The sequence below is a fragment of the Myxococcales bacterium genome, from assembly GCA_022563535.1.
Taxonomy (GTDB): domain Bacteria; phylum Myxococcota_A; class UBA9160; order UBA9160; family UBA4427; genus DUBZ01.
On sequence record JADFNE010000006.1, the window covers coordinates 1 to 24495 of the forward strand.

General features: G+C 60.7%; 23 protein-coding genes. 19 read left to right on the forward strand and 4 right to left on the reverse strand.

Annotated features, from left to right (window positions below):
* Window positions 1–90: 90 nt before the first annotated feature.
* The 12 genes from IH881_03270 to IH881_03325 all read left to right on the forward strand — a co-directional run bounded on the left by IH881_03270 (window position 91) and on the right by IH881_03325 (window position 13540).
* Entirely contained in the window at window positions 91–2280 is a 2190-nt protein-coding gene (locus tag IH881_03270; protein ID MCH7866689.1) for a penicillin-binding protein activator, read from the forward strand.
* A gap of 237 nt (window positions 2281–2517) precedes the next feature.
* Window positions 2518–4929 (forward strand): endopeptidase La, encoded by a 2412-nt coding sequence (lon, locus tag IH881_03275; protein MCH7866690.1) that lies wholly within the window; start codon window positions 2518–2520, stop codon window positions 4927–4929.
* Between the two features lie 31 nt (window positions 4930–4960).
* The gene (gene thiL, locus IH881_03280) at window positions 4961–5923 is read left to right on the forward strand and encodes a thiamine-phosphate kinase (GenBank protein MCH7866691.1); all 963 of its coding nucleotides are present in this window, start codon (window positions 4961–4963) and stop codon (window positions 5921–5923) included.
* Window positions 5924–6014: 91 nt separating this feature from the next.
* Window positions 6015–7301, forward strand: a complete 1287-nt coding sequence (locus IH881_03285) for a methyl-accepting chemotaxis protein (GenBank protein MCH7866692.1) — start codon at window positions 6015–6017, stop codon at window positions 7299–7301.
* Window positions 7298–7774 carry a chemotaxis protein CheW gene (locus IH881_03290; protein ID MCH7866693.1) on the forward strand — a complete coding sequence of 159 codons (477 nt, stop codon included), beginning with the start codon at window positions 7298–7300 and terminating at the stop codon, window positions 7772–7774. The genes IH881_03285 and IH881_03290 overlap by 4 nt, the downstream gene beginning before the upstream one ends.
* Window positions 7775–7801: 27 nt before the next feature.
* A complete protein-coding gene (locus IH881_03295) occupies window positions 7802–8173 on the forward strand; it encodes a response regulator (GenBank protein MCH7866694.1) in 372 nt (123 codons plus the stop codon).
* Window positions 8174–8188: 15 nt separating this feature from the next.
* Window positions 8189–8686, forward strand: coding sequence for an Hpt domain-containing protein (locus tag IH881_03300; GenBank protein ID MCH7866695.1), 498 nt, complete (start codon window positions 8189–8191; stop codon window positions 8684–8686).
* Window positions 8687–8796: 110 nt separating this feature from the next.
* On the forward strand, window positions 8797–9930 hold the full coding sequence (locus IH881_03305) for a chemotaxis protein CheW (GenBank protein MCH7866696.1): 1134 nt from the start codon (window positions 8797–8799) through the stop codon (window positions 9928–9930).
* Window positions 9931–9946: 16 nt separating this feature from the next.
* Entirely contained in the window at window positions 9947–10552 is a 606-nt protein-coding gene (locus IH881_03310) for a chemotaxis protein CheC (protein MCH7866697.1), read from the forward strand.
* Window positions 10553–10615: 63 nt separating this feature from the next.
* Window positions 10616–11365, forward strand: a complete 750-nt coding sequence (larB, locus tag IH881_03315) for a nickel pincer cofactor biosynthesis protein LarB (protein ID MCH7866698.1) — start codon at window positions 10616–10618, stop codon at window positions 11363–11365.
* Window positions 11337–12764 carry a nickel pincer cofactor biosynthesis protein LarC gene (gene larC / locus IH881_03320; GenBank protein ID MCH7866699.1) on the forward strand — a complete coding sequence of 476 codons (1428 nt, stop codon included), beginning with the start codon at window positions 11337–11339 and terminating at the stop codon, window positions 12762–12764. Before larB ends, larC begins: the two co-directional genes overlap by 29 nt.
* On the forward strand, window positions 12761–13540 hold the full coding sequence (locus IH881_03325) for an alpha/beta fold hydrolase (protein MCH7866700.1): 780 nt from the start codon (window positions 12761–12763) through the stop codon (window positions 13538–13540). The genes larC and IH881_03325 overlap by 4 nt, the downstream gene beginning before the upstream one ends.
* A gap of 10 nt (window positions 13541–13550) precedes the next feature.
* On the opposite strand, the gene IH881_03330 is transcribed toward IH881_03325, so the two are convergent.
* The 3 genes from IH881_03330 to groES all read right to left on the reverse strand — a co-directional run bounded on the left by IH881_03330 (window position 13551) and on the right by groES (window position 17034).
* Window positions 13551–14903 (reverse strand): response regulator, encoded by a 1353-nt coding sequence (locus tag IH881_03330; protein ID MCH7866701.1) that lies wholly within the window; start codon window positions 14901–14903, stop codon window positions 13551–13553.
* 184 nt (window positions 14904–15087) lie between these two features.
* Complete coding sequence (gene groL, locus IH881_03335) at window positions 15088–16728, reverse strand: chaperonin GroEL (GenBank protein MCH7866702.1); 1641 nt, start codon at window positions 16726–16728, stop codon at window positions 15088–15090.
* Window positions 16729–16746: 18 nt separating this feature from the next.
* Window positions 16747–17034 carry a co-chaperone GroES gene (gene groES / locus IH881_03340; protein ID MCH7866703.1) on the reverse strand — a complete coding sequence of 96 codons (288 nt, stop codon included), beginning with the start codon at window positions 17032–17034 and terminating at the stop codon, window positions 16747–16749.
* 418 nt (window positions 17035–17452) lie between these two features.
* Between groES and IH881_03345 the strand changes: the two genes are divergently transcribed.
* From IH881_03345 to folE, 5 genes are all read left to right on the forward strand, one after another.
* Window positions 17453–17989, forward strand: coding sequence for a hypothetical protein (locus tag IH881_03345; GenBank protein ID MCH7866704.1), 537 nt, complete (start codon window positions 17453–17455; stop codon window positions 17987–17989).
* A gap of 114 nt (window positions 17990–18103) precedes the next feature.
* Window positions 18104–18823 (forward strand): transcriptional repressor LexA, encoded by a 720-nt coding sequence (gene lexA, locus IH881_03350; protein ID MCH7866705.1) that lies wholly within the window; start codon window positions 18104–18106, stop codon window positions 18821–18823.
* Between the two features lie 119 nt (window positions 18824–18942).
* Entirely contained in the window at window positions 18943–19338 is a 396-nt protein-coding gene (locus IH881_03355; GenBank protein ID MCH7866706.1) for a 6-carboxytetrahydropterin synthase, read from the forward strand.
* Window positions 19339–19359: 21 nt separating this feature from the next.
* On the forward strand, window positions 19360–19788 hold the full coding sequence (locus tag IH881_03360) for a 6-carboxytetrahydropterin synthase (GenBank protein MCH7866707.1): 429 nt from the start codon (window positions 19360–19362) through the stop codon (window positions 19786–19788).
* The gene (gene folE / locus IH881_03365) at window positions 19785–20357 is read left to right on the forward strand and encodes a GTP cyclohydrolase I FolE (protein ID MCH7866708.1); all 573 of its coding nucleotides are present in this window, start codon (window positions 19785–19787) and stop codon (window positions 20355–20357) included. Before IH881_03360 ends, folE begins: the two co-directional genes overlap by 4 nt.
* 23 nt (window positions 20358–20380) lie before the next feature.
* Here folE and IH881_03370 read toward each other — a convergent pair whose 3' ends face one another.
* Window positions 20381–21907 carry a SurA N-terminal domain-containing protein gene (locus IH881_03370; protein ID MCH7866709.1) on the reverse strand — a complete coding sequence of 509 codons (1527 nt, stop codon included), beginning with the start codon at window positions 21905–21907 and terminating at the stop codon, window positions 20381–20383.
* Between the two features lie 438 nt (window positions 21908–22345).
* Here IH881_03370 and IH881_03375 point away from each other — a divergent pair, with 438 nt between their 5' ends.
* Both IH881_03375 and mreC read left to right on the forward strand, forming a co-directional pair.
* Window positions 22346–23383, forward strand: coding sequence for a rod shape-determining protein (locus IH881_03375; GenBank protein ID MCH7866710.1), 1038 nt, complete (start codon window positions 22346–22348; stop codon window positions 23381–23383).
* 104 nt (window positions 23384–23487) lie between these two features.
* The gene (gene mreC, locus IH881_03380; protein ID MCH7866711.1) at window positions 23488–24465 is read left to right on the forward strand and encodes a rod shape-determining protein MreC; all 978 of its coding nucleotides are present in this window, start codon (window positions 23488–23490) and stop codon (window positions 24463–24465) included.
* The last annotated feature ends 30 nt before the right edge of the window (window positions 24466–24495 follow it).

Below are 24495 nucleotides of genomic sequence, written 5' to 3' on the forward strand. Positions count from 1 at the left end.
TCTGACCATTGCCGGAGGCGTCCGGCGGTGCGACGTTTCCGAAGCCGAATTTTCGGCGGGTTTTCTGTGGAGTGGGCGGAGGTCGTGGGGGTGAGGTCGAACTTGCTGAACAGTCTGCGGCTGGGCGCGGTCTTGATTGTGCCGCTGCTTCTAGTGGGGTGTGCGGGGCCTGGGGCGCGCGAAGCGAGCGACGCCGAGGCGCGCCAGTATCAAGCCGCGGTCAAGCTTGCCAAGCAGCACCCGGAAGAAGCCACCCGGTTGCTGACCGAGTTCTTGAACCAAAATCGCAAGAGTTCCCTGGCCGACGACGCCGCGGCCCGGCTGGCCGAACTCGCGCTGCAGGCGGCGGACGAGAAACGGGCGATGGACTGGCTCTATTTCATTGTCAACGACTACCCCAACGCGGAGAACGCCGACCGCGCCCGTGTGTTGCTGGCGGGCATGGAGGCGCGCGCCGACCGTCCCCGGGACGCCCTGCGCTTGCTCGGCAAGGTCCGCTTTGGTCGGCTCAGTGCGGCCGAGCGCAGGCTTGCGTTCCGACTCTTTGCAGATCTCAGCGACGATCCGGTCGACCATCTGGGTTGGCAAGTGCGCGAACGCGACGCGGTGATCGAAGAACTGAAAAACGCCGACTACGAGTCTCCGGTTCTCGGCGGGGGCCTCGAAGATCTCGAGCGGGAGATCGCCGCGTCGGTCGACGACATGGCGGACGAAGATCTCGAACGCGCGGTGCGGGTCTTGCGGGGCCAGCTTCCAGCCGGGCGCGTGCTGTTGCTGCTGTCGCGCCGGGCGTTGCAGCAGGGAGACTTTTCGAAGGCGAGCAAGAAATTCCGCCGGACCGCGTCGCTCGAGTTCATGAAAGAAGACGAAGAGCTGTTTGAAGAGGTATCCCTCGCCCTGCAACTGCGGGAACGCATCGTAGACGGTGACGGCGTGTTGCCGAGCTTTGCTGAAGTGGCCGCCATGCCCCAACCCGATTTCAAAAACGCGACGGGTGTGATCGGGGTGGTGCTTCCTTTGAGCGGCCGCTTTGCAAAGTACGGCGAAGAGAGCTTGAAGGGCATCATGCTGGCCGCGAGTGTGTTCGATCCATCCCCCGAACCCGCCGAACGAGAAGGCGAACCAGAACCTCCGCCTGCTGTCAGTCGAGGGCCCGCATCCAACAAGATGAATCGAGCGGCGGGTGACAGTCTCGCGGTGATGGAGCGCAAGGAAATACTTCGCCTGGTGATCCGCGACAGCGAAGGCACTCCCGAAGCCGCGGCGCTGGCAGTCGAGTCGCTGGCCGCAGAAAAGGGGTTGGTCGCGATCATCGGTCCACTGCTCGGAGACACCGCCGAAGCGGCGGCGCCCATCGCCGACGCACTGGGGATCCCGCTGCTCGCGCTGACATCCCGAGAAGAAGTGCCCAAGAATCGCAGCTATGTATTCCGCTTGCGGACCTCGCCCCGGGACGAAATCCGCACGCTCATCGACTACGCGTCCAATGAACTCGGTGCCAAGCGCTACGCCATTCTTTATCCCAAGGACAACTACGGCCGCGGCATGCGAGACCACTTCTGGGAGGCGGTTCTGGAGCAGGACGCCATGGTGGTGGCGTCTTCGGGATACGATCCGGACGCGACTGACTTTGCCAAACCTATCCGCAGCATGATCGGTTACACCCTGCTCACCGAGGGCGAGCAAGCCGCTCTAGAACGTCGCAGCACGCTCTTGCGTCGCGCGCGAAGGCTCGAGCCTACCGTTGCCCGGCTCGTGCGCACGATCGCCTACGCGATCCTCGGACCCGAAGGCGACCCGCTTCCACCGCAAGTCGATTTCGATGTGCTTTTCATTCCCGATTCCCACGACAAGATCGTGCTGATTGCGCCGCAACTCTCCTTTCATGAAAGCGGCAGCGTCCATTTGATGGGACCCAGCGGATGGAACCATCCCGATCTGCTTTCGATTGGTCGCAATCACGTGCGCGGCGCGGTGATCTCTGCGCTCTTCCACGAGCAGAGCCAGTTTCCCTTCGTGTCCGAATTTAGCCAAGGCTTCAAGAACACCTTCAACGAATCAGCGGATGTATTCGCAGCCCACGGTTACGACGCTGCGCGGCTCATCATGGTCCAGTTGAAGGCCGGTGTTAAGTCCCGGGAGGGCGTGAGAAATGGGATCTTGCGCACTCAGGCATTCCCCGGTGCCTCGGGTGTGATCAATATGGCGCCCGACGGCAATGCGCAAAAGCGACCTTTTTTGCTGAAGGTACGGGGCGGGCGTTTGATCTCCCTGGACTAGGGTTTTCACACTCGTCGCGATTATGTTTCGTTTCGAGTAATGACAACGAGAAGCGATTCAGCGCGCGTGTCGCGAGGTTCGGACCGGTCGTTGCCGGTTAGTCTGGGCGTCTTGATTTATTTCGCCGGTTAGTTGCCAACGCCCCGCGTTCGCGAGAGTCTTTTGCCCCCACCCCAATTCCGATCGATCTTTCTCGCTGCCTCAAGTCACTTGGCCGCCCGGTCGAAACGCGTTTTGATGATTGAATCTCCCCCCGAGAATTTGTCGCACGAAGTGCTCCCCATTCTTCCGTTACGGGAATTTGTTCTCTATCCCTACATGGTCATTCCGCTGTTCGTCGCGCGGGAGTCTTCGATTGCGGCCGTACAAGATGCGCTCGCCGCCGACCGCTTGATCCTACTCGTTGCCCAGCGAGACCCCGAAACCCAGGAACCGACCAACGAAGACCTCTACAGTGTGGGAACCGTCGCCATGGTGATGCGAAGCCTGCGCATGCCGGACGGTCGCTTGAAGGTGATGCTTCAGGGGCTCAACAAGGCCAAGATCGATGCATTCGTCGATCGCGAGTCGAGCACCTGGGCCCGGGTGACTTCGATCCCCAACGACGACATCAATGACTGGAGTGTCGAGAGCGAAGCGCTGGTGCGCGCAGTTCGCACCAGGGTAGAAGAGCTTCTGCCTCTCAAGAATTTGCCTCCTGAAGTGTTGTCGATCACCACGAACATCGACAAGCCCGGGCGGCTCGCAGATCTCGTCGCGTCCAACCTGCGCTTGCGCCTGGCGGAAGCCCAGGAGGTACTCGAGGTCCAGGATCCGATCGCGCGGCTGCGCAAGGTCGACGCGTTGGTGCGTCGCGAGCTCGAAGTCACCACCATGCAGGCCGAGATCCAGTATCAGGCAAAGGAAGAGATGTCTCGCGGTCAGCGCGAGACGTTCTTACGTGAACAGCTGCGGGCGATCCAAAACGAATTGGGTGAAGTCGATCCGCGCGGCGAAGAATCTGACGAGTATCGCTTCAAGGTCGAAGAGGCAGGGCTTCCCCCGGAAGCCCTGGAAGAGTCTCTGCGCCAGCTGCGAAGGCTCGAACGCATGCACCCCGACGGCCCCGAAGCCCAGGTGGTGCGCAACTATCTCGACTGGGTGGTGGACCTGCCCTGGTCCACGACGTCACCCGATCGCCTTGATCTCAAGAACGCCCGCAAGATTCTTGACGCCGATCACGCGCATCTGGACGGAGTGAAGGAGCGCATCCTCGAATTCCTCGGCGTGCGCAAGCTGCGCCAGGATTCCCGCGGTCCGATCCTGTGCTTTGTGGGCCCGCCCGGAGTGGGGAAGACTTCGCTAGGACGTTCGATCGCGCGAGCCATGGGACGAGAGTTCATTCGCGTGTCTCTCGGTGGCATTCGCGACGAAGCCGAAATTCGCGGTCATCGCCGCACCTACGTGGGAGCGCTTCCCGGCCGCATCATTCAGGGTCTGAAGACTGCCGGGACCAACAACCCGGTCTTCATGCTCGACGAACTCGACAAGCTCGGCGCCGATTTCAGGGGCGACCCTTCGGCGGCATTGCTCGAAGTCCTCGATTCCGAGCAGAACGAAAAGTTCAGCGATCACTTCTTGAACGTTCCGTTTGATCTTTCCAAGGTGCTCTTCATCGCCACGGCGAACAACCTCGAAACCATTCCGGCGCCGTTGCGCGACCGCATGGAGATCATCCGGCTGTCGGGCTACATGCCCGAAGAGAAGTCTGCCATCGCGACCCAGTTCTTGATTCCCCGCCAGGTTGCCGAACACGGGCTGCTGCCGGCCAACGTGATCTGGTCCCGCTCCGCGGTAGACGAGATCTGCCTGGGCTACACCCACGAAGCCGGTGTGCGGAACCTGGAAAGGCAAGTCGCGCGGGTGTGTCGGAAGATCGCCAAGCGCGCGGCCGAAGGACATACGGGCGTTGTGAACGTCACCAAGCGCAACCTCAAGAGTTTCCTCGGTCCCGCCCCAATTGGACACACCAAGGTGTCGGGCAAGGACGAAATCGGGGTTGCAAACGGCCTGGCCTGGACGGAGAGCGGCGGTGAAGTGTTGACGATCGAAGCCGCCCTCACCAACGGCGAAGGGCTATTGCTCACAGGACAGCTCGGCGACGTCATGAAGGAGTCGGTGCAAACCGCGCTCAGCTATGTGCGTTCGATTCTCGGTGACCTGGGTCTCGACGAGCGGGCGCTGACCGGAAACCAGATTCATGTCCACGTTCCCGCCGGTGCGACTCCCAAAGATGGTCCGTCGGCTGGTGTGACCATGGCCGCGACCTTGCTGTCCCTGGCGACCAAGATCCCGATCCGCGGCGATGTGGCGATGACCGGCGAAGTCACCCTGCGCGGACACGTGCTGCCCGTGGGCGGAGTGCGGGAAAAGGCCTTGGCTGCACTTCGCAGCGGCATCACCAATGTGATCGTGCCGAAGTCGTGCATGCCCGAAGTCGACGAGATCCCGGCCAAGCTCAAGCGCAAGATCACGTTCATTCCGGTCGAGACCATGCGCGAAGTGCTCGACGTATGTCTGGTGCATCCCCTGACCTGGCGCAGCGACAACCCGGGCCCGCCGATCGTGACCCACAGCCACGGTCCGGTGGTGTCGGTGAAAGAACGCTAAACAGGTCGCGCGGAAGGCTACACTCCGGCCGATGTCCACCCTCGGCCAACTCGGCGAATTCGAACTCATCTCCCGCATTGCGGCCCGCGCGGCGGGTCTAGGCACCCCCGAAATCGTTGTGGGTATTGGAGATGATGCGGCCATCCTGCGCCCGCGCCGGGGTGAAGACCTGGTGGTCTCGACCGATGCGCTTGTAGAAAACACCCATTTTTGTTGGGACAATCAAGCCCCGGCGACGATCGGTCGCCGTGCGCTTCTCGTAAACCTTTCCGATCTGGCTGCAATGGGCGCGCGACCCGTGGGCTTTACGCTCGCGCTCGCGGCGCCGCCGTCCCTCGAGATTGCCCGCATCGACGCCTTTCTCACCGGCTTGCTGCGCGAAGCCAAGACCCATGCTTGCCCTCTGGTCGGTGGAAATTTGAGTCGCGCACGCGAAACCTGCTTGACGCTCACGGTAGTCGGTGCGGTCAAGCGCGGTCGCGCGCTGCTGCGCGGTTCCGCCCGCCCGGGCGACCGCATCTTCGTCACCGGCACCCTCGGTGGTGCGGCGCTAGCACTCGCCAACAGCCAGCTGCGGGGAGGAAAGCTTCGCCACCTCCCCACGCCGCGCATTGCGGCCGGCAGGGCCCTGGCGCGCATGACGCGGCCCGGTGCGTGCATTGATCTCTCCGACGGATTCGAAGCGGATCTCGATCACGTGCTGCAAGCGTCTGGCGTTGGCGCTGCCATCGACACGGCCCGCATCCCGCTGCCCCGAGGTTTTCTCACTGCGTGTGCGAAACGAAAACTCGACCCCATCCAGACCGCGATTCGAGCCGGGGAAGACTACGAACTGTTGTTTACCCTGCGTCCCTCCGCAGCAAAGCGGACGACTGAAGCCGTGCTCAGCAAGCGTTTGGGCGCAAGAGTGAGCGAGGTGGGGTGCATCACCAAGTCCCGGGGCGTGACGGGATTGCCGCGTCGGGTGAAGGCTGTGGGGTATCGCCACTTCTGAAGTTGCACGTTGGTGTAGTGCAGTTGCCGGATCGAGTTTCGGCATCTCATACGCCATCAAGGTGCCACTCGGGAGGGCCGATAGGCCGTAGGTGAGAATCGCCTTGACCCACAAGTTTGTCTTCGGATCGCTCTTGGTCGCTGCTTCGGCAGCGGTATTGCCATGGGGTATCCGCGCGTTCGGACTCGACTTTCCCGAATGGGGATCGGTCTTCATCGCGCTCGGAGTCGGGGGCGGTTTGGGCTTCGTGTTGTCCCGAAGCCTTGGGCAAAAATTTGAAATCCTGAGCCGGGCCACCGACCGCATTCGCAACGGTGATTTGACCGTCGAACTCCCGGTGGGCCGCACTGCTGTTTTTCCGGACGAAACCGATGACCTGGCCAAGAGCGTTCATGAAATGTTGGCCAAGCTCAACACCTTCGTCGGCCGGGTGCAGGAAAACGCCGACGTCGTGACCGCCTCGGCGCACAATCTCAATCGCGAGATTGAACACGTCCGCGAAGGCAACGAAGGCATTTCGAGCACCATAGCGGCCGCCGCAGAGGGAACCGCGCATCAACGCGATTTGCTGCAACGGGTGACGGAACTGATCGGCCAGATCTCGATGGAAATTGAACTCAACGCCGGCCGCGCCCGGGAAGCCTTTGGTTTTGCGGCCGAGGCCAATCAAAAGGCGAGCAGTGGTGTCGACGTGTCCCGGTTGGCGATCGAAAAGATGCGCACCGTGTTCGAACGCGTCGAACAAACGGGTCTCATGGTCTTCGATCTCGAAGCCAAGACGCGACACGTTCACCAGATCACGGAGATCATCACCAGTGTCGCGCACCGCACCAACTTGCTGTCGCTGAACGCGTCAATCGAAGCGGCCCGCGCCGGTGAAGCCGGACGCGGCTTCTCGGTCGTGGCAGACGAGATTCGCAAGCTCTCCGAAAGCGCGGGACGCAGCGCGGACGAGATCTCAAAGCTCATCAACGAAATTCAATCGGACACCAACGACGTGGCCGACGAAATGCGAAAGTCGAGCGAGATGATCAGCGAAGGGCGCGAAGACGTGAACACCATCGCGGATTCGCTCGGCCAGATCAGCATGGCGGTCGGCGAAGCGGCGACCCGCTCCGAAGAAATTTTTCACGGCGCAGACACCCATGTGATGAGCGCCGAGCGCATGGTGACCGCCATGAGCGAACTCAGGACGAGTGCCGAGGGCAGCGACTCCGCACAAGAGGATGTTTCGCGCATGGCGCGCGGCCAACTCAGTGCAGTGTCAAAGATCGTCGACGGTTCCCAGGATCTTTTGACCGTGGCCGAAGAGTTGCGCGAGTTGTTGAGCTTCTACCGTACCGCGACGGCCCGACCCGGCTGGGAGGCTCAGTCATGAGCGAAATGGGCGGCGAAATGGCTGGAGCGCTGAGCACCGATCGTCTGATGGTCTTCGACGTCTCGGGCACCAGCTACGCGCTCCCGATCGCCGGCATCCTCGAAGTCGTCGAAGTCACGGGAGTGAACTGTGTGCCCATGGTCCCGCGCGATCGGGGCGGAATCATCAACTGGCACGGCGAAGCGCTGCCGGTGGTGGCTCCTCACCTGCTGCTCGGAGGCACCGCAATCGCTCTCCGCGCTCCTGGAGAGGCTCAGCCCTACCTGGTGGTGTCAGATCGCCCGGATGCCTCCGCTTCGCTCGGATTACCTATCGATTTTGTCTCCGGATTGGTCGATGGGGTACCGGGAAGACCGCACGACAACCAAGTTGTAATTGAAAGACGGCCAGTGGATGGCCGAGTAGTCAGTGTGATTGATCCGCGGCGTCTCGTGACGCGTGCGGCAGAAGTCATTGAGAGTGCTGCCACCTGAACGTGGTGCAGCCGACTGGGAGTAATGATGAAAGCTCGAATTCTGATCGCCGATGACGCTTCGTTCATGCGCCAGATGATCCGTGAGATCATCGAGCCTGAAGGCTACGAGGTCGTGGGAGAAGCGACCAACGGGATCGAAGCTGTGGAGCAATTCCTGGAACTGCGTCCGGACCTCGTCACGATGGACATCGTGATGCCCAAGAGGTCGGGGATCGACGCGGTCAAGGGCATTCTCGCCGAAGACCCGCAGGCCATGGTGGTGATGTGCAGTGCGCTGGGTCAGGAAACCCTGGTGATGGAGGCGCTGCAGGCTGGCGCAAAGGACTTCATCGTAAAGCCGTTCAAGCCCGACGCGGTGATTTCCACCTTGGACAAGATTCTCGGCAAGGGCGAATAACGAGTGGCTCTCGACATGGCCAAATTCCGGGCGCTCTTCTTGGAAGAAGCGGCTGAGCATCTCTCCGAAATCGGCAGCGCGCTGCTCGATCTCGAGAAGGATACGGCTTCGGCCGATTCCATCGATGTGATATTCCGGATGGCCCACTCCATTAAATCGATGGCCGCTTCGGTTGGCTATGAATCGGTCACGGAGTTGTCGCACGCCCTCGAAGATCGCATGGAAATCATTCGCACCGCTGGTTGTGTTCCAGCTGGCGATACGCTGAGCGTGCTGTTCCGGGGCCTGGAAGGGCTCGAACAGATGGTCGCGATCGTGAGTGAAACCGGAGAGACGCCCCCAGAACGTTTCGACTTGATCGCGTTGTTGAGCGAGTCGCTCGAAACTCCCCCGGTCCCGGCCCCCTCGCGTGAACCCGAGCCGGCCGATGCAGCGGAACTCGATGTCGAGCTCGTCGCCGTAATGGCAGCCCTCGAGGCGGAGTCCGGAGCAAAAAAAAAACACTTGAACTGACACCGGTCGTCCCGAGTAACGATCGCGAAGAGTTCCCCCACGAATGCGAAGATCCGGCCCAGTCGCCAGGCAAACTTTCGGGCATCCAGGCGCCAAAACCCGCGGCCACCGTGCGGGTGCGGACCGAGACCCTGGACCGCTTTCTCGGTACCGTGGGCGAGGTCATCCTGAGTTCGCGCCAATTGCGTGGCGCCACCGATCACGGCGCGCACAGCGCTGAACAATCCGAGCACTTCGATCGAGTCGAACGTCGGGTCAATGAACTTCAACGGCGCGTGCTCGATCTGCGTACCACGCCGCTGCTGCGAGTGATGGAAAATCTTCCCCGAGTGGCGCGTCAAATCGCGGAATCGCTCGGCAAGCGTGTGGATGTACAACTGCTGGGCACCGAACTCGAACTCGATCGCTCGATTCTCGACCGCCTGAACGAGCCGCTGCTGCATATCGTGCGCAATGCGGTCGATCACGGGCTGGAGAGCGTCGAAGACCGGATCCGCGCCGGCAAAACCGAAGTCGGGCACCTCGTGATCGAAGCGCGCAGGGAACAAAATTCGATCGTGATCGAAGTCAACGACGACGGTGGTGGGATCAACCTCGACGCGGTGCGCAGGCGGGCGATCGAGGCGGGCCTGTTGCATTCGAATCTTGCCGACGACTTGCCGGACGAAGAGATCGCGGCCCTGATCTTCAAGCCGGGGCTCTCGACCTCAGAGAGCGTCACCGATATTTCCGGCCGCGGCGTGGGCATGGATGCCGTCAAGGCCACGATCGAAGCCCTCGGCGGCGCGGTGAGCCTGCTCACAACCCAGGGCCAGGGAACCACCACTCGCCTCGAAGTGCCGATTACAGCCGCCGTACAGCGTGTCCTGCTGGTGGAGGTTTCCGGCGAGCGCGTAGCCCTGCCGATCTCCAAGGTCGAACGCATCCTCGAAGTTCCTGCGGCTTCGATCGAAGAGAGTGGCGGTGAAACGTTCACTCTAGTCGACGATGAGCCGATCTTGGTACTGGATCTTGCGCGTTGTATTGAACTCGAGAGTACGGATCATCCGGACCCGGTCCCGCTGGCGGTGACCGACGTTCGTGGTGAGATCGTCGCCCTACGGGTCAACAAGTTTGTGAGTCAGCACGAAGTCTACGTCAAGCCCGTTCCCGACCTGCTTTCACCCGTGAAGGGGCTGGCGGGCATGACGATTTTGGAAGACGGAATTCCCGTTTTTTTGTTGGATCTCAATCACCTGATCTGAAGAAAATGGAACTCGCGTGACAGCTCTGCAAGAAACAGACATCGATCGACTGAGCGAACTCGCCAACATCGGCGCGGGTCACGCAGCGGGGGCGTTTGCCCAGCTCACGGGTCGGTCGATCAAGATGAAAGTGCCGCGGATTCGTTTGTCGGGTCTGCCGATCGACGTCCGCCAGGGTGAGATCGTGATCGGTGAAGCGACGCCATCGGGCTGGGAAGATCGCGACTGGACGACCGGAGTCATCTTCGAGTTCGACGGCTGCCTGAACGCCGTCGTGGCCATTCTCTTCCGACGCTCCATGCGCGACGCAGTCGTGCGAAACCTGATCGGCCAGGAAGAGGGATATCTCCCGCCCGAGACCGTCGAATCGGCGCTGATGGAAGTTGGCAACGTGCTCGCCTCACACGTAGCCAGCGCAATTGCCGAGACCCTCGGCGCCCGGCTACTCCCCTCCATCCCGATGCTGGCCCTCGATTCCGCCTTCGAGCAACTCGAAAGCGTGACAGAATTCCGCAACAGCGCCGGCGAACTCTGGATAGAGTGCGAGTTGGTAGACGACGAAGGAAACCTGGGCGGAATGGTAGTCCTGGTCCCCGACCTCGAACCCACCGAGCCCAGCTGACGCCACTCCAGCACCCCCCATCAGCTTTTGATACCGTGAACCTTCTGTAAAGAAGGAAGTTTCATGGACCGCGACCGCATCAGGCAGTTGTTAGAGGACGTAAAGCAAGGCGATGTCGAAATCGATGCCGCCATGCAGTCCCTCGCGAGCTTCCCCTTTGTCGATACGCCGAGTGCACGCGTCGACACCCAGCGCTCGCTCCGCATGGGGATTCCTGAAGTCGTGTACGGCCCCGGAAAAACCGTGGAGCAAATTATCGAAATCGTGACCGCGTTGCGCGAAGCGGAACAGGACGTGCTCGTAACCCGGGTCGAAGAAGCGGTAGCGACTGAGGTGCTCGGTTTATTCCCGTCGGGCGAATACGACTCCCTCGCGCGGCTGCTCTGGTTCGGCAGGGCAGAGGTTCCTATTGTGGGCAAGGGAACCATCGCAATCGTGTGTGCCGGGACGAGCGATCTCCCGGTGGCGACCGAAGCCGCCGTGGTGGCCCGCCGCTTCGGAAACAAAGTCGAAACCCTGACAGATGTCGGGGTCGCGGGCATCCATCGCCTGTTTGCATCGCAAGAGCTTCTCTACTCGGCGCGCGTACTGATCGTGGTCGCGGGAATGGAAGGGGCGCTGCCTTCGGTGGTGGGTGGCCTGGTGGACAAGCCGGTCATCGCGGTACCGACGAGCGTGGGCTACGGAGTGGCCCTGGGCGGCGTGACTGCTTTGATGGGCATGCTGACCAGCTGTGCCTCCAATGTAACCACGGTCAACATCGACAACGGATACGGTGCCGCATATGTCGCGACCCTCATCAACCGGCTCTAGTCGCAAGGCCGGGTCCAGGCCTACGTCCAAGCCTACCTCCAAGACCGCGTCTAAGACCACGTCTAAGACCAAGCCCAGGCGCCGGTCGAAGCGGGCGCTCGCGGCATCGAGTCGTGTTCTGCATCTCGATCTGTTCTCCGGTATTTCGGGGAACATGTTCCTGGGCGCACTGCTCGACCTCGGGCTTTCGCGCAAGCAGCTCGACCGCGATCTCTCGGGCCTCGGCGTGGAATACAAACTGCGCGTGAGGAACGTGTCGCGGGGAGCGCTCGCTGCTCGCTATGTCGAGGTGCTGGTTCCGGGCCAGAAGAAAGCCCCAGCGAAGAAGAAGGCAAACTTGGTCGCCCCTCACCCGCATGCACACGACTACACCCATACCCATACCCATACCCATACCCATACCCACGCCCAGGTTCACCCCCACGCGCACAGCCACGGCAAGAGTTATCGCCAGGTGCGGACGCTGCTGAAGAAGGCCGATCTCGAAACGCCCATTCGCAACCGAGCGCTCGCAATCTTTGAAGCGATGGCGGTGGCCGAGGGCAAAGTCCACGGCGTAGCACCGGATGACGTGCATTTTCACGAGGTAGGGGCGGTGGACGCGATCGTCGACATCACCGGTGCGGCCATTGGGTTGGAACGTCTGGGCATCGAGCGCGTCACCGCGTCACCGGTCGCGCTGGGTCACGGCAGCGTGCAGACCGAACACGGCTTGCTGCCGTTGCCGGCGCCCGCCACCCTGGAATTGCTTCGCGGCATTCCCACCGTGCCCGCCCACGTTGCCTGGGAAACCGTGACTCCAACCGGCGCAGCCATTTTGCGCACCATAGTCGACGAGTTCTCACCACTCCCCGCAATGACCGTGGAAAAGATCGGTCACGGTGCGGGGAACGATCGCCCGGGTCCCATGCCCAATATATTGCGGGCGGTGCTGGGCAGTGCCGGCGAAAAATTCTTCGACCGCATCGTTTCCCTCGAATGCAATTTGGACGATTTCGTGCCGGAGCACTTCGACTATCTGATGGAGCGGTTGTTCAAGTGTGGCGCGCTCGATGTGTCGCTGCAGAACATCCAGATGAAAAAGAACCGGCCGGGTTTTCTCGTGCGAGTGCTCGCGCGACCAAATCAACGGATCGAATTGGCCGAGATCTTGATGGCCGAGTCCACGACCCTCGGTGTGCGCACGGTCGAATGGGACCGGGTCGTGCTACCGCGCCACAGTCAAAAAGTCATCACGCCCTACGGTCGCATCGCGGTCAAATTTGTTCGCAAGAGCGACGGGCGCATGGATGTGTCTGCGGAATACGACGATTGCAAGCGCGCCGCCCGCAAGCACGATGTTGCCCTACGAGAAGTGATCCAGGCCGCCGAACTGGCCGCCCAGGATACGCTCGAGTGAGCGAAACCAGCGGGCCGGTGGTAGATCGCTCTGCATTCGAGATGACACCGCCAGGCTACGACGGGCGTGTCTCCGTTTTGTGCTTGCACGGCCTTACGGGCACGCCGTACGAGATGCGTCCGATCGCCGAAGCATTGGTGCGTCGAGGGATTCGCTGCGTGGGCCCCGTCATGGCCGGCCACGAACGCACGGCCGAGGAACTGGCCAAGACGCCTTACCGGGCATGGATCGAACTTGCACGCGCCGCACTCGTCAAGTTGCGGGCCGACTCCGAGCAGGTGTTCATCTCGGGCATGTCCATGGGCGGGCTCGTGACCCTCGCGCTGGCCGCAGAAAATTTGGCCGATGCCGTGGCGGTCATGGGCACTCCATTGCGACTGAGTCTGCCGATCCGGTTGGCAGTTCCGTTACTGAAGTTCGTTGTGCCCCATCGCAAAAAATCGGGCAACACCGATATCCAGAACGAAGAGGCCCGGGCGCGTCATCCCTCTCTCGACGCCCTTCCCCTGGCCAGCGTTCACGAGCTCATCAAAATGCAAAAGGTCGTGCGTCAGGGGCTGCCAAAGATCACGGCGCCGGTCTTTGTCGGCCACGGAGCGCTCGATCGGACCGCGAATCCCCGGGATGCGCGCGAAATTTTTGCTGAAGTCAACGCGAGCGAACGGGCGCTACACATCGGTCATCGTTCGGGGCATGTCGTCTCGGTAGACCACGACGGTCCCGAAATCGCCACCGCAATCGCAGATTTCTTTGGGCGCCAGGTTTCGAGCGACTAGCGCGGCAAAATCAGTGCAAGCAGTGCAGGTATTCGATCAAACTGGCCTCGTTCTCGGCCGTCATCGACTGAAAGCGAAAACCAACGCCCCGCCGACCGGAGCCGTTTACCCGGTACAGCACTTCGGCGTCCAGCTGCAGGTTCCTGCCCAGCTCGGACAAGACAAGATCACAGCTGTGAATACTGTTGATCGAGAAATTGTCGTCTGTGTGGATCATCATGCCACCGCGACCGATCGTCACTGCGGTCGAATGCGCGCTCGAGCCCTGGATCTTCACCGCGGTCCGCTGGGGATAGCGCGTAAAGCGTCGGCGTTTGGGCCGCTCGATGATCTCCTCGAGTCGCTGAGAAATTTTGGCAACTTGGATCGGATAGGTGAGATAGCCGATTGCCCCCGCCTGTTGCGCCGCTGCGCGTCGCTTGCTGCGGCGGTGATCGTCTACCAGAATCACCGGGATTTCTTCGATCCCTACCACCGTGCGCAGGGCAGCGATCAGCTCGATGCCATCTGAACGTCCGAGGTTGACGTCTGCAATGACCAGTTCGGGCGAAATGTGGTTGTAGAGATCGACGGCTTCATTCAGGCTGCGCGCAATCTCGACTTCGTATTTGCGCAGGCGCAGGGAGTCGATGCAGGAGCGTTCGGTTGCGAGTCTTTGGCCGACGAGCAAGATGCGCAGAGGTCGATCGGATGCGCGTTCATGGTTGGTTGCCGTAAGGTCAGCGGAATCCCACATCGCCTTGCGCCGCTGCTCTTCTTTCAGACGTTTGTCCATGCTCGACAACTCGTCCAGGCGCGAGGTGATGATGATCTCGAAGTCGACCGCAGAGTCGACACACGGATCGATCTCCAGGATGCGATCTTCGGGGCGCATCAGGGTGACTCCGGACAGGGGTCCGTCGCTCGGCAAGATCACCTTCCGCGGTTGGTTGACTTGAACCTTGACCGCCTGGCACTCCCCGGCGATGGCGACATTGAGCATGGCTCCGTTGCTCGCGGCGTTGACATCGACCCCCAGGCCGCGAAGCCAATCTTCTGCGCTGCGAAGCTCTTGCATGTAGCTGGCCCAGGCCCCGAGGATTCGGGCTTCGAGCGACTCTGCGTCGGTACAGTTCGTCATGCGCACAATTGGCAGCATGAACAACGCCTGAGGGCGCAGGCACTTGATCCGGTCGTGTCCCACTGTCGAAAAGACGAATTCGCTGAACGGAAGGCTTCCGTTGAGGGTTTCGAGCGGGCGCCCGGAGGAGCGCATCGACGCCAGCACACAGCGGCCACCCGGGAGTGGGCGGACACGGATCCCCATCGCCTCGAGTCGCCGCGAGACGCGGGCCTGGTTCGATTCGTTGCTGGCTTCGTTCACGAGCAGTCGCGCCTCCAACCTTCTCAACTGCTTTCGTTTTCGGCACAACTGAGGCTTGTCTTGAAGGCGCTGCCGGCGGCTTCCGCGAGGCGGTTCGACCCCGAGAAGGCAAGCAACAGAAAGGGCCCCGGAGCAGTTGCTCCGAGGCCCTCAAATTGACACTGTGATTCTGCTGGGAGCAGAATTACATCATGCCGGGCATTCCGCCGCCCATGCCGGGCATTCCGCCACCCATTCCGCCACCGCCACCCTCTTCGGGCGCGTCAGCGATCATGGCTTCGGTCGTGAGAAGCAGACCTGCAACACTGGCTGCATTCTGGAGCGAGATGCGAACGACCTTGGTCGGATCAATCACACCAGCCTTGAGCAGGTCTTCGTACTCCTCGGTGAGAGCGTTGAAGCCATGGGCTCCCCTCAAGCGCTTCACTTTGTCCACGACGATCGAGCCCTCGACCCCGGCGTTCTCGGCGATATATCGCAGAGGAATCTCAATCGCCTTGCGCACGATCTCGACACCCGCAGCCTGATCACCTTCGAGTTCGAGCTTGTCGAGATCCTTCTGGGCGCGAATCAACGCCACACCACCACCGGGCACGATGCCCTCTTCTACGGCGGCACGGGTTGCGTGCAGTGCGTCTTCGACGCGAGCCTTCTTTTCCTTCATCTCCGACTCGGTTGCGGCGCCGACCTTCACGACTGCAACACCGCCGACCAACTTGGCGAGACGCTCACTGAGCTTCTCCCGGTCGTAGTCTGAAGAAGTCTCTTCGACCTGTGCGCGAATTTCCGCGCAGCGGCCTTCGATGTCCTTCTTGGTCCCGCCACCGTCGATCACGGTGGTGTTGTCCTTGTCGATGATGATGCTCTTGGCTTTGCCGAGATCCTTGACCGTCACGTTCTCGAGCTTGAGGCCGAGTTCTTCAGCAATGACCTGACCACCCGTGAGGATCGCCATGTCCTGGAGCATTGCCTTGCGGCGGTCACCGAAGCCGGGCGCCTTGACGGCGGCGACGTTCAGCGTGCCACGGATCTTGTTCACCACCAGCGTGGCCAGGGCCTCGCCGTCGATGTCCTCAGCCACGATCAGCAGCGGACGACCCTGGCGGGCAATCTGCTCGAGCAGCGGGAGGAGATCCTTCATGTTGGAGATCTTCTTCTCGTGAAGAAGGATCAGGGGCTCTTCGAGAGCGACTTCCATCGCTTCCGGATCCGTCACGAAGTAGGGCGAGAGGTAACCGCGATCGAACTGCATGCCCTCGACCACGTCGAGCTCGGTCTCGAGGCTCTTGCCCTCTTCGACTGTGATCACGCCTTCGCGTCCCACCTTGTTCATCGCCTCGGCGATGATTTCGCCGATCGTCTCGTCATTGTTTGCCGAGATGGTGCCGACTTGCGCAATTTCCTCAGTGTCGCGAGTGGCCTTGCTGAGCTTGGTCAGCGACTCGGAAACAACGATGACTGCGGCGTCGATACCGCGCTTCAGGTCCATCGGGTTCATACCGGCGACCACGAGCTTGGAACCCTCGCGGTAGATCGCCTGTGCGAGCACGGTGGCCGTCGTGGTTCCGTCACCGGCGACGTCGGACGTCTTGCTGGCAACTTCCTTCACCATCTGGGCGCCCATGTTCTCGAACTTGTCTTCGAACTCGATTTCCTTGGCGACCGTGACACCGTCCTTCGTCACCGTGGGAGAACCGAAGCTCTTGTCGATGATGACGTTGCGGCCCTTCGGGCCGAGGGTCACCTTGACTGCGTTAGCGAGCCCGTCGACGCCGGCGAGCAGCTTCGAACGGGCGTCTTGGTCGAACTTAATTTCTTTGGCCATGATTACGTGATTCTCCTACTACTCGATGATCCCGAGGATGTCGTCCTCGCGAATGATGAGGTGCTCTTCACCGCCGACAGTGACTTCCGTTCCGCCGTACTTGCCGAACAGAACTCTGTCGCCCTTCTTTACGTCCAGGGGACGCACGGTGCCATCCTCGGCCACACGGCCACTGCCAACTGAAACAACCCTTCCTTCCTGGGGTTTCTCTTTGGCGCTATCGGGAATGATGATCCCGCCTTTTGACTTGTCTTCCTCGTCGATGCGCTTCACGAGAATGCGATCTTGGAGCGGACGAATCTTCATGAGTCCGTTTTCCTCTTCTTTTGTGTCTGGGCCCCGCACGCATGGCCGCTTTGGGCCGCGCGATGAAAGGGCTTGGGTGAACTTTTAATACCTGCCGATCGAAACGACGCGTTTACCGATCGTTTCGGCGGATTGTGATTTTGGCACTCGAACCGCTCGACTGCCAACAGGCGGCGAAACTTATTCGCTGCGCCGAGAGCGTCAAGTCGCAGGCCCAAAATTTTCCTGTCTGCGGCGGCCAAGAGCGGGTTCTGTGGCGCCTAAGCGGTCAGTTTTCCTGGCGGTTTGGTCGATGAATACAGAGCAGGCCCAGCTGGAATAAATCCGCTAGAACTCGATAAAAACATTGAAAAATCAAATACTTAAGAGAAATTTCCGAGCGCCGCGACCGCTCGATCCCGGCGCCGAGATCACCCGCATGGGTCGCTTTTTCAGCGAACTCTACGATCTCGAAATCGATCTCACAGGAGACGATTTTCTGATCTCCCCCCAGCTCGCTCGAGCACAACTTCCGGCGGGCCCGAGCCCCCGGACTGGGGTGTTGGTGATCGAGCAGGACGACGAGTTGCAGCTCGGGGTCTACCTGGATCCCAGCGATCGAGATGATCCCGTTACCCTGGTGGAAGAAGCCAGTCACCTGGTTTGCCTGCTGTGGCACGCTACGCACGATTTACCCGTCTCTGCCCTGATTCTCGAGCTCCAGTCCGAAATCGACCGTTTCCTCTACTTTTGTCACGAATCCGGGCAGCTGAGCTTTGACTGCTTCGAAATCGACACATGGGCCGACTGGATGGACGCCGAAACTCGGGAGCGCTACGAGGTCGCGCGCCGGCGGGCCCATCGCTATTGCCGCGAGCTGGCTCGGCGTTTTGCCGAACGCGGCGACACCCCAGGGCTGGCCCGAGAGCTGCGCCGCTTCTACCGGGCATCCCCCGAGACCAAGCTCGCCAGCTGACCCCCCACCCCCCGCTTCTGAGGGCAGTGTTGCCAGAAATCCACCCAATCCATTGACTTTCGTCTCATTTTCGTGAATCCTGCGGGGCGAAACTAAAGAGAAAGGGCGGCCACCATGGCACTCACGAGACGACAGCGAGAAATCTTCGATTTCATTTCCTCGTTCGTGGACGAACAGGGCTACTCCCCGAGCCTGGAAGAGATCGCCGCGCACTTCGGGCTCTCGTCCGTCGCCACCGTGCACAAGCACGTGCAGCACCTGGTGGAAAAGGGCCTGCTGCGAAAGGCGTGGAATCGATCGCGCTCGGTCGAGCCCGTGCCTCTACATGAAAGAACAGATGAAAGAACAGATGAAAGAACAGATGAAAGAACAGATGAAAGAACAGATGAAAGAACAGATGAAAGAACCCAGGAAAGAACAGAGCAGGCGGAAGACGCCGGGATCACGATGTTGCCGCTGGTCGGCACAGTCGCTGCGGGGACACCCATTGAAGCGATCGAGAATAGCGAGACCACGGCGGTCCCCAGCGAGATGGCCGGTAGACCCGGTGAGAGCTTCGTACTCCGGGTGCGGGGAGATTCGATGATCGAGGACCAGATCTGCAGCGGCGATCTCGTCGTCGTGGAAAAACGCTCCGAGGCGCGCAACGGACAGACGGTCGTCGCCCTGATCGACGGCAGTGACGCCACCCTCAAACGCTTCTACCACTTCAAAGACAAAGACGGGGACCAGGTCAAGCTGGTTCCGGCCAACGAGAAAATGGAGCCGATCGTGGTGGCCGCCGAGCGCGTCACCATCCAGGGCATCGTGCGCGGCCTGCTGCGCACCTATTAGCCTGGGACCCAAGCTTGACGCTCTCAATCCCCGGCCGCTATCCTGGGAGCCTGCGCGGCTTCTACCGCGCAGACTTCTAGTCTCCTCATTCTCTTTTAAATCAAGGAGTTATCGCTGTGGTGCGGGTAACCCGTGCGATCGAGTTTTCGGCCTCACTGCGCTATTGCGCGGACGGGCTGAGCGACGCCCAGAATCGAGACCTCTTTGGCCTGGACGCCGAGCAGCACGGCCACAACTACCGTCTGGAGGTGACGGTGCGGGGCGAGCCGGACGCGAAGTCCGGCATGGTGATCAATCTGACCGAACTCAAGGCCATTCTGGAGCGCGAGGTGATGTCGCGCTTCGACCACAAGGACCTGAACGCCGACACCGAGTTCTTCAAGGATGTGCCCCCGACCCCAGAAAACCTGGCTTCCGTGATTCACGAAATCATTGCTGCCGCGTTGCCGGCGGGAATGTTCGATCGGCTGCGCCTCTACCAGGACGCCAACTTCTACGTCGAAGTCGTGGCGTAAATTGAGCGGGGATAGACACCAATGCTGGAACCAATGCTGGAATTGACCCGCCGCTACAGCTTGCCCGCCGCGCACGTGCTGGCGAACCCGCTGCTCACCGAACTGGAGAACGATAAACTCTTTGGCAAATGCGCAAACGAAAATGGTCACGGCCATAACTACGAGTTCGAGGTGACGATCACCGGGCCGGTGGACGCTATGACCGGTCAAATCCTCGCGCCCGAGCGTTTCGACAGCATCTTTGCCGAGACGATTGTCGATCGATACTCCCACAAGCTTTTGAATCAGTGCGAGTCGTTTGACGCGCTGGTTCCAACCACGGAAAACTTCGCAGAAATCGTGTATCAAGATCTTGCGCCCGCCTTTGCGCGCTGCGGTTCGGTCCGACTGGTTCGGGTTCGACTCACCGAAACCCCGCGCAATATTTTCGAATTTGGAGACCCCCGATGAGCGACCCCATCGAAGCCGCAGTCACGACCATCCTGACAGAAATCGGCGAAAAGCCGGAACGCGATGGTCTGCAGAAGACCCCTGCCCGGGTTGCGGCGGCCATGCGCTTCTTTACCAAGGGCTATGCCCAGGACCCGATGGAGACCCTGAACAACGCACTGTTCGAAGTGGACTACGACGAGATGGTGCTGGTCAAGGACATCGACTTCTACAGCTTGTGCGAGCACCACATGGTTCCGTTTTTCGGACGGGTGCACGTGGGATACATCCCGGACGGCAAGGTGGTCGGGCTGTCAAAGATCCCTCGCCTGGTCGAAATGTTTGCGCGACGGCTTCAGGTACAGGAGCGGTTCACCATGCAGGTGGCGAGCATCATAGAGGAAGTCCTGCGCCCGAAAGGTGTCGCGGTGGTGGTCGAAGCCAAACACTTGTGCATGGTGATGCGCGGCGTTGAAAAACAGAACTCGATCGCGACCACGAGTTCCATGCGCGGTAGATTCAAAACCGATTCGAAGACCCGTTCCGAGTTCATGGAACTGATTCGACACCGTTCAGATTCTTTTTACTGAGCGCACCTGAGCGCACGGACGGCTCAGCGATCTACGATCAAGGCCGCCCGGACCAGCAGTCGCTGCTGGTTTTGGAATTCGTCTCGGCGATCGTCGATCCAGGCCTGGAGCAAATCGTTCGCGCGTTGATCCGAAAGTGCTTCCTTGGCCACCGTGACGGCGACAGCAAGCGTTGCCGTGTCGGGCTTCTGGCGTTCGAGCAATTGGATCAGGACGTGTTTATCTCCCACGTAAAAGATCTGCTTTGAACTCGGCGCCTCGAGGGTGAGGGCAAACGCCGTGGCGAGGAGTTCGAGTGAGGGCCTCGGGAGCCCGGGGATGAAACCGTCGCGTCTCCGCGTGAACAGGCCGGTCCGTTCGAGGGTCAATCCCGCATTGCGCGCTGCATATTCGAGGCTCTGCCCTCCAGCGACTGCGTCGGAGAGTTCTTGTGCGAGCCGGGTCGCCGCTTCCGCGGCGGCTCCTGCTGCCGCGAGGGTCATGCCCGCTTCGTCAAAGTCGAGCTTGCTCGCTTCGATCTTTTCGTCGACCCAAACGATGTGCAGTCCATCTCTTCCTTCGATGATCTCACTCGGCGTTTCCAATGCGAGATCAAAAGCCACGGCTTCGAGGTTGGCTGCGACGTCGCCCCGACTGATCGCTCCGAGCTTGCCCCCATCGTTTCTGGAACTCGAATCGTCTGAAAGCTCTCGGGCCAGATCGCCAAACTTCTCGCCCGCGGCGAGTCGCTCGAGGACCTGCTCGGCGCGCATGCGATTGTCTGCAGCCGCAGTGTCTCCGCCTGCGTCTGCGGGCCGCAGCAGGATGTGTCGCATCATCAGTTGTTCGGGGGTACTGAAGCGACTGTTCTCCGCGTCGTACTCGTCCTGAAGCGACTCTCGATTGTCTTCGAGGTAGCGCGTCACCGCGTCATCTCCGGCCCGCTGGGACTCTGGGAGCGTCTCCGCTGAGACTGCGACAAACGCGATCCGCACCTCCTCGGTCCTGAATTCCACCGCGCTCAGAGCCTCGGCATCGCCGATCTGGACCTGTCCAATCAACAACTCGAACAATTTCTGTCGTAACAGGTCTCGTTGCACGGTGCTCATGAAGGCAGCCTGGCTGCCGTAGTTCCATTTCACGTTGGCGTCGAAATTCGCCTGATCGAATCGTCCATCGGCATCGCGCAGGCTTGGATCGTGGCGCAGCAGATCCTTGACCTCATCGGGGCTCGCGACCAGGCCCAGGTCGCGTGCGGACTGGGCCAGCACCACCTTGCTGACGATCGAGTTCAAGGCTTGGGCGTCGAGGTACGCGGAGAGTGTCTTTGCGTCGTATTCTGCCCCGAGAGACTCCTTGATCTGCTCTTCCTGCTCAGCGCGAACGCGCAGGTAGTCGGCGAGCTGGATCTGCGTGTCGTCGAGTTCGACCACGATATCGGCCCCGGGCGACGAGGCACCCGGACCGGGCGCTGAGCCCCCCTGGCCGAGAAAGAATACGAACACGATGCCGATTGCGAAAATGAATATCACCGTGAGCCAGCGCTGACTCTTGCGAATTAGTTTGAGCACGAGATCTCCTTCCGAATCGACTGCGAAAAAATTCGTTCCTACCCGATCCGACACGTGGTTTTACAGCCAATTCAACGCCAATCGGATCAGGGATCGTGTGAGCGGGCAAATGGTTCGCCGAGGAGGCGCCGGAGAGTAGTTATGCACTTCGCATCGGGCAAGCCGGCCGGTGCCCGCGCTTCGGCGCTTGTGGACGTTCGGGTCGGTTGGTATCGTGCGGACACGGGACGCGACACATTCAAACTTCCGCAAATTCGAGGACTTAGGTGTGGACTATGCCTGTGGTGCGGCCCGTGAGCAGCCGACACTTCCGTTGGCGGCCATCGTCGTTTCAGCTGGAGTTCGAGTGAGAAAGAACTGAAAATTTCTGGCAGGTAAAGCGCTACGCAACGCAGTGAAGATGCAAGTCTGACAGAACCAGGCGAGAGGGAAAGCAATATGATTTTCGACAGAATTTTGGGTTTGTTCTCGAGCGACCTCGCCATCGACCTGGGAACCGCCAACACACTCGTCTACGTCAAGGGTCGCGGGATCGTCGTTTCCGAACCGAGCGTTGTGGCCATCTGCAAAGATAGTCGCGGTCCGGACAAAGTCCGCGCCGTCGGTATCCGGGCCAAGGAAATGTTGGGCCGTACCCCCGGAAACATCATCGCAATTCGTCCCATCAAAGACGGCGTCATCGCCGACTTCGAAATCACCGAAGCCATGCTTCGTTACTTCATCGCCCGGGTGCACGATCGCAAGCGCCTGGTGCGCCCGCGGATCGTGATCGCGGTTCCGTCGGGGATTACCGAGGTTGAAAAGCGGGCGGTAAAAGAGAGCGCCATGCTCGCCGGCGCGCGGGAGGTCTACCTGATCGAAGAGCCCATGGCGGCTTCGATCGGCGCGGGTCTTCCGATCACTGAGCCTTCGGGCAACATGATCATCGACATCGGCGGAGGTACGACCGAGGTCGCGGTGATTTCACTTTCGGGTGTTGTCTACTCAAACTCGACCCGGGTAGGTGGCGACAAGATGGACGAAGCCATCATCAACTTCGTCAAGCGCAAGTACAACCTGCTGATCGGTGAGCGGACGGCGGAACTGATCAAGATCACGATCGGCACCGCGTATCCCACCGATGAAATCAAATCGATGGAAGTCAAGGGGCGCGATCTCGTGCAGGGTATCCCCAAGACTCTCGAGATCAAGTCGGAAGAGATTCGTGAGGCACTCGCCGAGCCGATCAATGCGATCGTCGAAAGCGTGAAGATGGCGCTCGAGAGAACTCCCCCAGAACTCTCGGCAGATATTGTCGACAAGGGAATTGTGCTCGTTGGCGGTGGGTCGTTGCTGTCGAATTTGGACGTCCTGTTGCGAGAAGTCACCGGTCTGCCGGTCATGCTGGCCGAAAATCCGCTGACCGCTGTCGTGATGGGGACCGGTCGCTGTCTCGACGAGCCGCGTTTGCTCAAGGAAGTTTCGATTCGCTTCTGAGCCCAATTTCGCCTTGCACCGGTGCGGAGTGTCGCGCCGCAGTCGGCTGCACTTCGCTGGAGTTGTTGGTTTATTTGCGATCTTGACTGTCGCAGCGGGGGAACATGCTCGAGTTCCTGAAGCGCTTCAGCGCACCCATCGCGTTTGTCGGCCTGCTGCTCATCGCAGCGGTCGCGATGGTGGGCGACACCCAGAACCCAGATCAGAAACTCCCGTGGTGGCGGGAACTGGTGCTCGAGGTCGTGGCGCCCGTGCAGCAGCTGGTTTCTGTTCCTGCGACCGCGGTTCGCAACGTGTGGGGCCGGTACATGAACCTGATCGACGTCGGCATCGAGAACGAACGCCTGCTCGAGCGGGTCGCTGAACTCGAAGAGATCAGTCTTCAGTATCAAGAAGCCCTGGTAGCGAGCGGGCATCTGCAGCGGATTGCCGCCATGCGCGGAGATTTCGAAATCCCCATGCTGCCGGCACAAGTCGTGGGTCTCGACATCTCGCTCTGGTTTCGCACGGTGGTGGTCGACCGCGGACGCAACGACGGCGTCAACGCGGGCAATCCGATCATCACCAACAACGGAGTGGCGGGCCTAGTCACTGCGGCATCGAGCCATGTGGCCAAGGTCATGTTGTTGCTCGACCGACAGAGCGCGGTCGACGGCGTCGTGCAGCGCAGCCGCACCCGGGGCGTTGTGCACGGTACTGGTGCCGGAAAACTCGAGTTCGAATTCGTGGCCCGAGAGGGTGACATTCTTCCCGGCGATATTGTGCTCACGTCGGGTCTCGATGCGGTCTATCCCAAAGGGCTGCGCATCGGTTCGGTGAGCGAGATTCGCGATCGCGGAAGTGATCTGATCCAGGTCGCAATCCTCACCCCTGCGGTCGACTTCGAACGTCTCGAGCAAGTGTTTGTGATGTTCCATCAGGGTCCGACGATGGAACTGCTTTACGGAACTTCCACTGCGCTCACCGGGGACGAAGAAGACGACGACCCGGCCCCGAGTGACGACGAATCGGGCAACAAGTCGGGTACGGAGTCCGCCGCTGCAGTTGCCGCCGGTCCCGACCCGCCAAGTCCTGCGTCATGAGGGCCGTGGCAGCCAGGCCCAGCGGAGAAG

Coding starts and splice junctions, on each gene's coding strand:
- lon (MCH7866690.1), top strand. CDS start 2,518: ATGATTGAATCTCCCCCCGAGAATTTGTCGCACGAAGTGCTCCCCATT.
- thiL (MCH7866691.1), top strand. CDS start 4,961: ATGTCCACCCTCGGCCAACTCGGCGAATTCGAACTCATCTCCCGCATT.
- IH881_03290 (MCH7866693.1), top strand. CDS start 7,298: ATGAGCGAAATGGGCGGCGAAATGGCTGGAGCGCTGAGCACCGATCGT.
- IH881_03295 (MCH7866694.1), top strand. CDS start 7,802: ATGAAAGCTCGAATTCTGATCGCCGATGACGCTTCGTTCATGCGCCAG.
- IH881_03300 (MCH7866695.1), top strand. CDS start 8,189: ATGGCCAAATTCCGGGCGCTCTTCTTGGAAGAAGCGGCTGAGCATCTC.
- larB (MCH7866698.1), top strand. CDS start 10,616: ATGGACCGCGACCGCATCAGGCAGTTGTTAGAGGACGTAAAGCAAGGC.
- larC (MCH7866699.1), top strand. CDS start 11,337: ATGTCGCGACCCTCATCAACCGGCTCTAGTCGCAAGGCCGGGTCCAGG.
- groL (MCH7866702.1), bottom strand. CDS start 16,728: ATGGCCAAAGAAATTAAGTTCGACCAAGACGCCCGTTCGAAGCTGCTC.
- groES (MCH7866703.1), bottom strand. CDS start 17,034: ATGAAGATTCGTCCGCTCCAAGATCGCATTCTCGTGAAGCGCATCGAC.
- IH881_03345 (MCH7866704.1), top strand. CDS start 17,453: ATGGGTCGCTTTTTCAGCGAACTCTACGATCTCGAAATCGATCTCACA.
- lexA (MCH7866705.1), top strand. CDS start 18,104: ATGGCACTCACGAGACGACAGCGAGAAATCTTCGATTTCATTTCCTCG.
- IH881_03360 (MCH7866707.1), top strand. CDS start 19,360: ATGCTGGAACCAATGCTGGAATTGACCCGCCGCTACAGCTTGCCCGCC.
- folE (MCH7866708.1), top strand. CDS start 19,785: ATGAGCGACCCCATCGAAGCCGCAGTCACGACCATCCTGACAGAAATC.
- IH881_03375 (MCH7866710.1), top strand. CDS start 22,346: ATGATTTTCGACAGAATTTTGGGTTTGTTCTCGAGCGACCTCGCCATC.
- mreC (MCH7866711.1), top strand. CDS start 23,488: ATGCTCGAGTTCCTGAAGCGCTTCAGCGCACCCATCGCGTTTGTCGGC.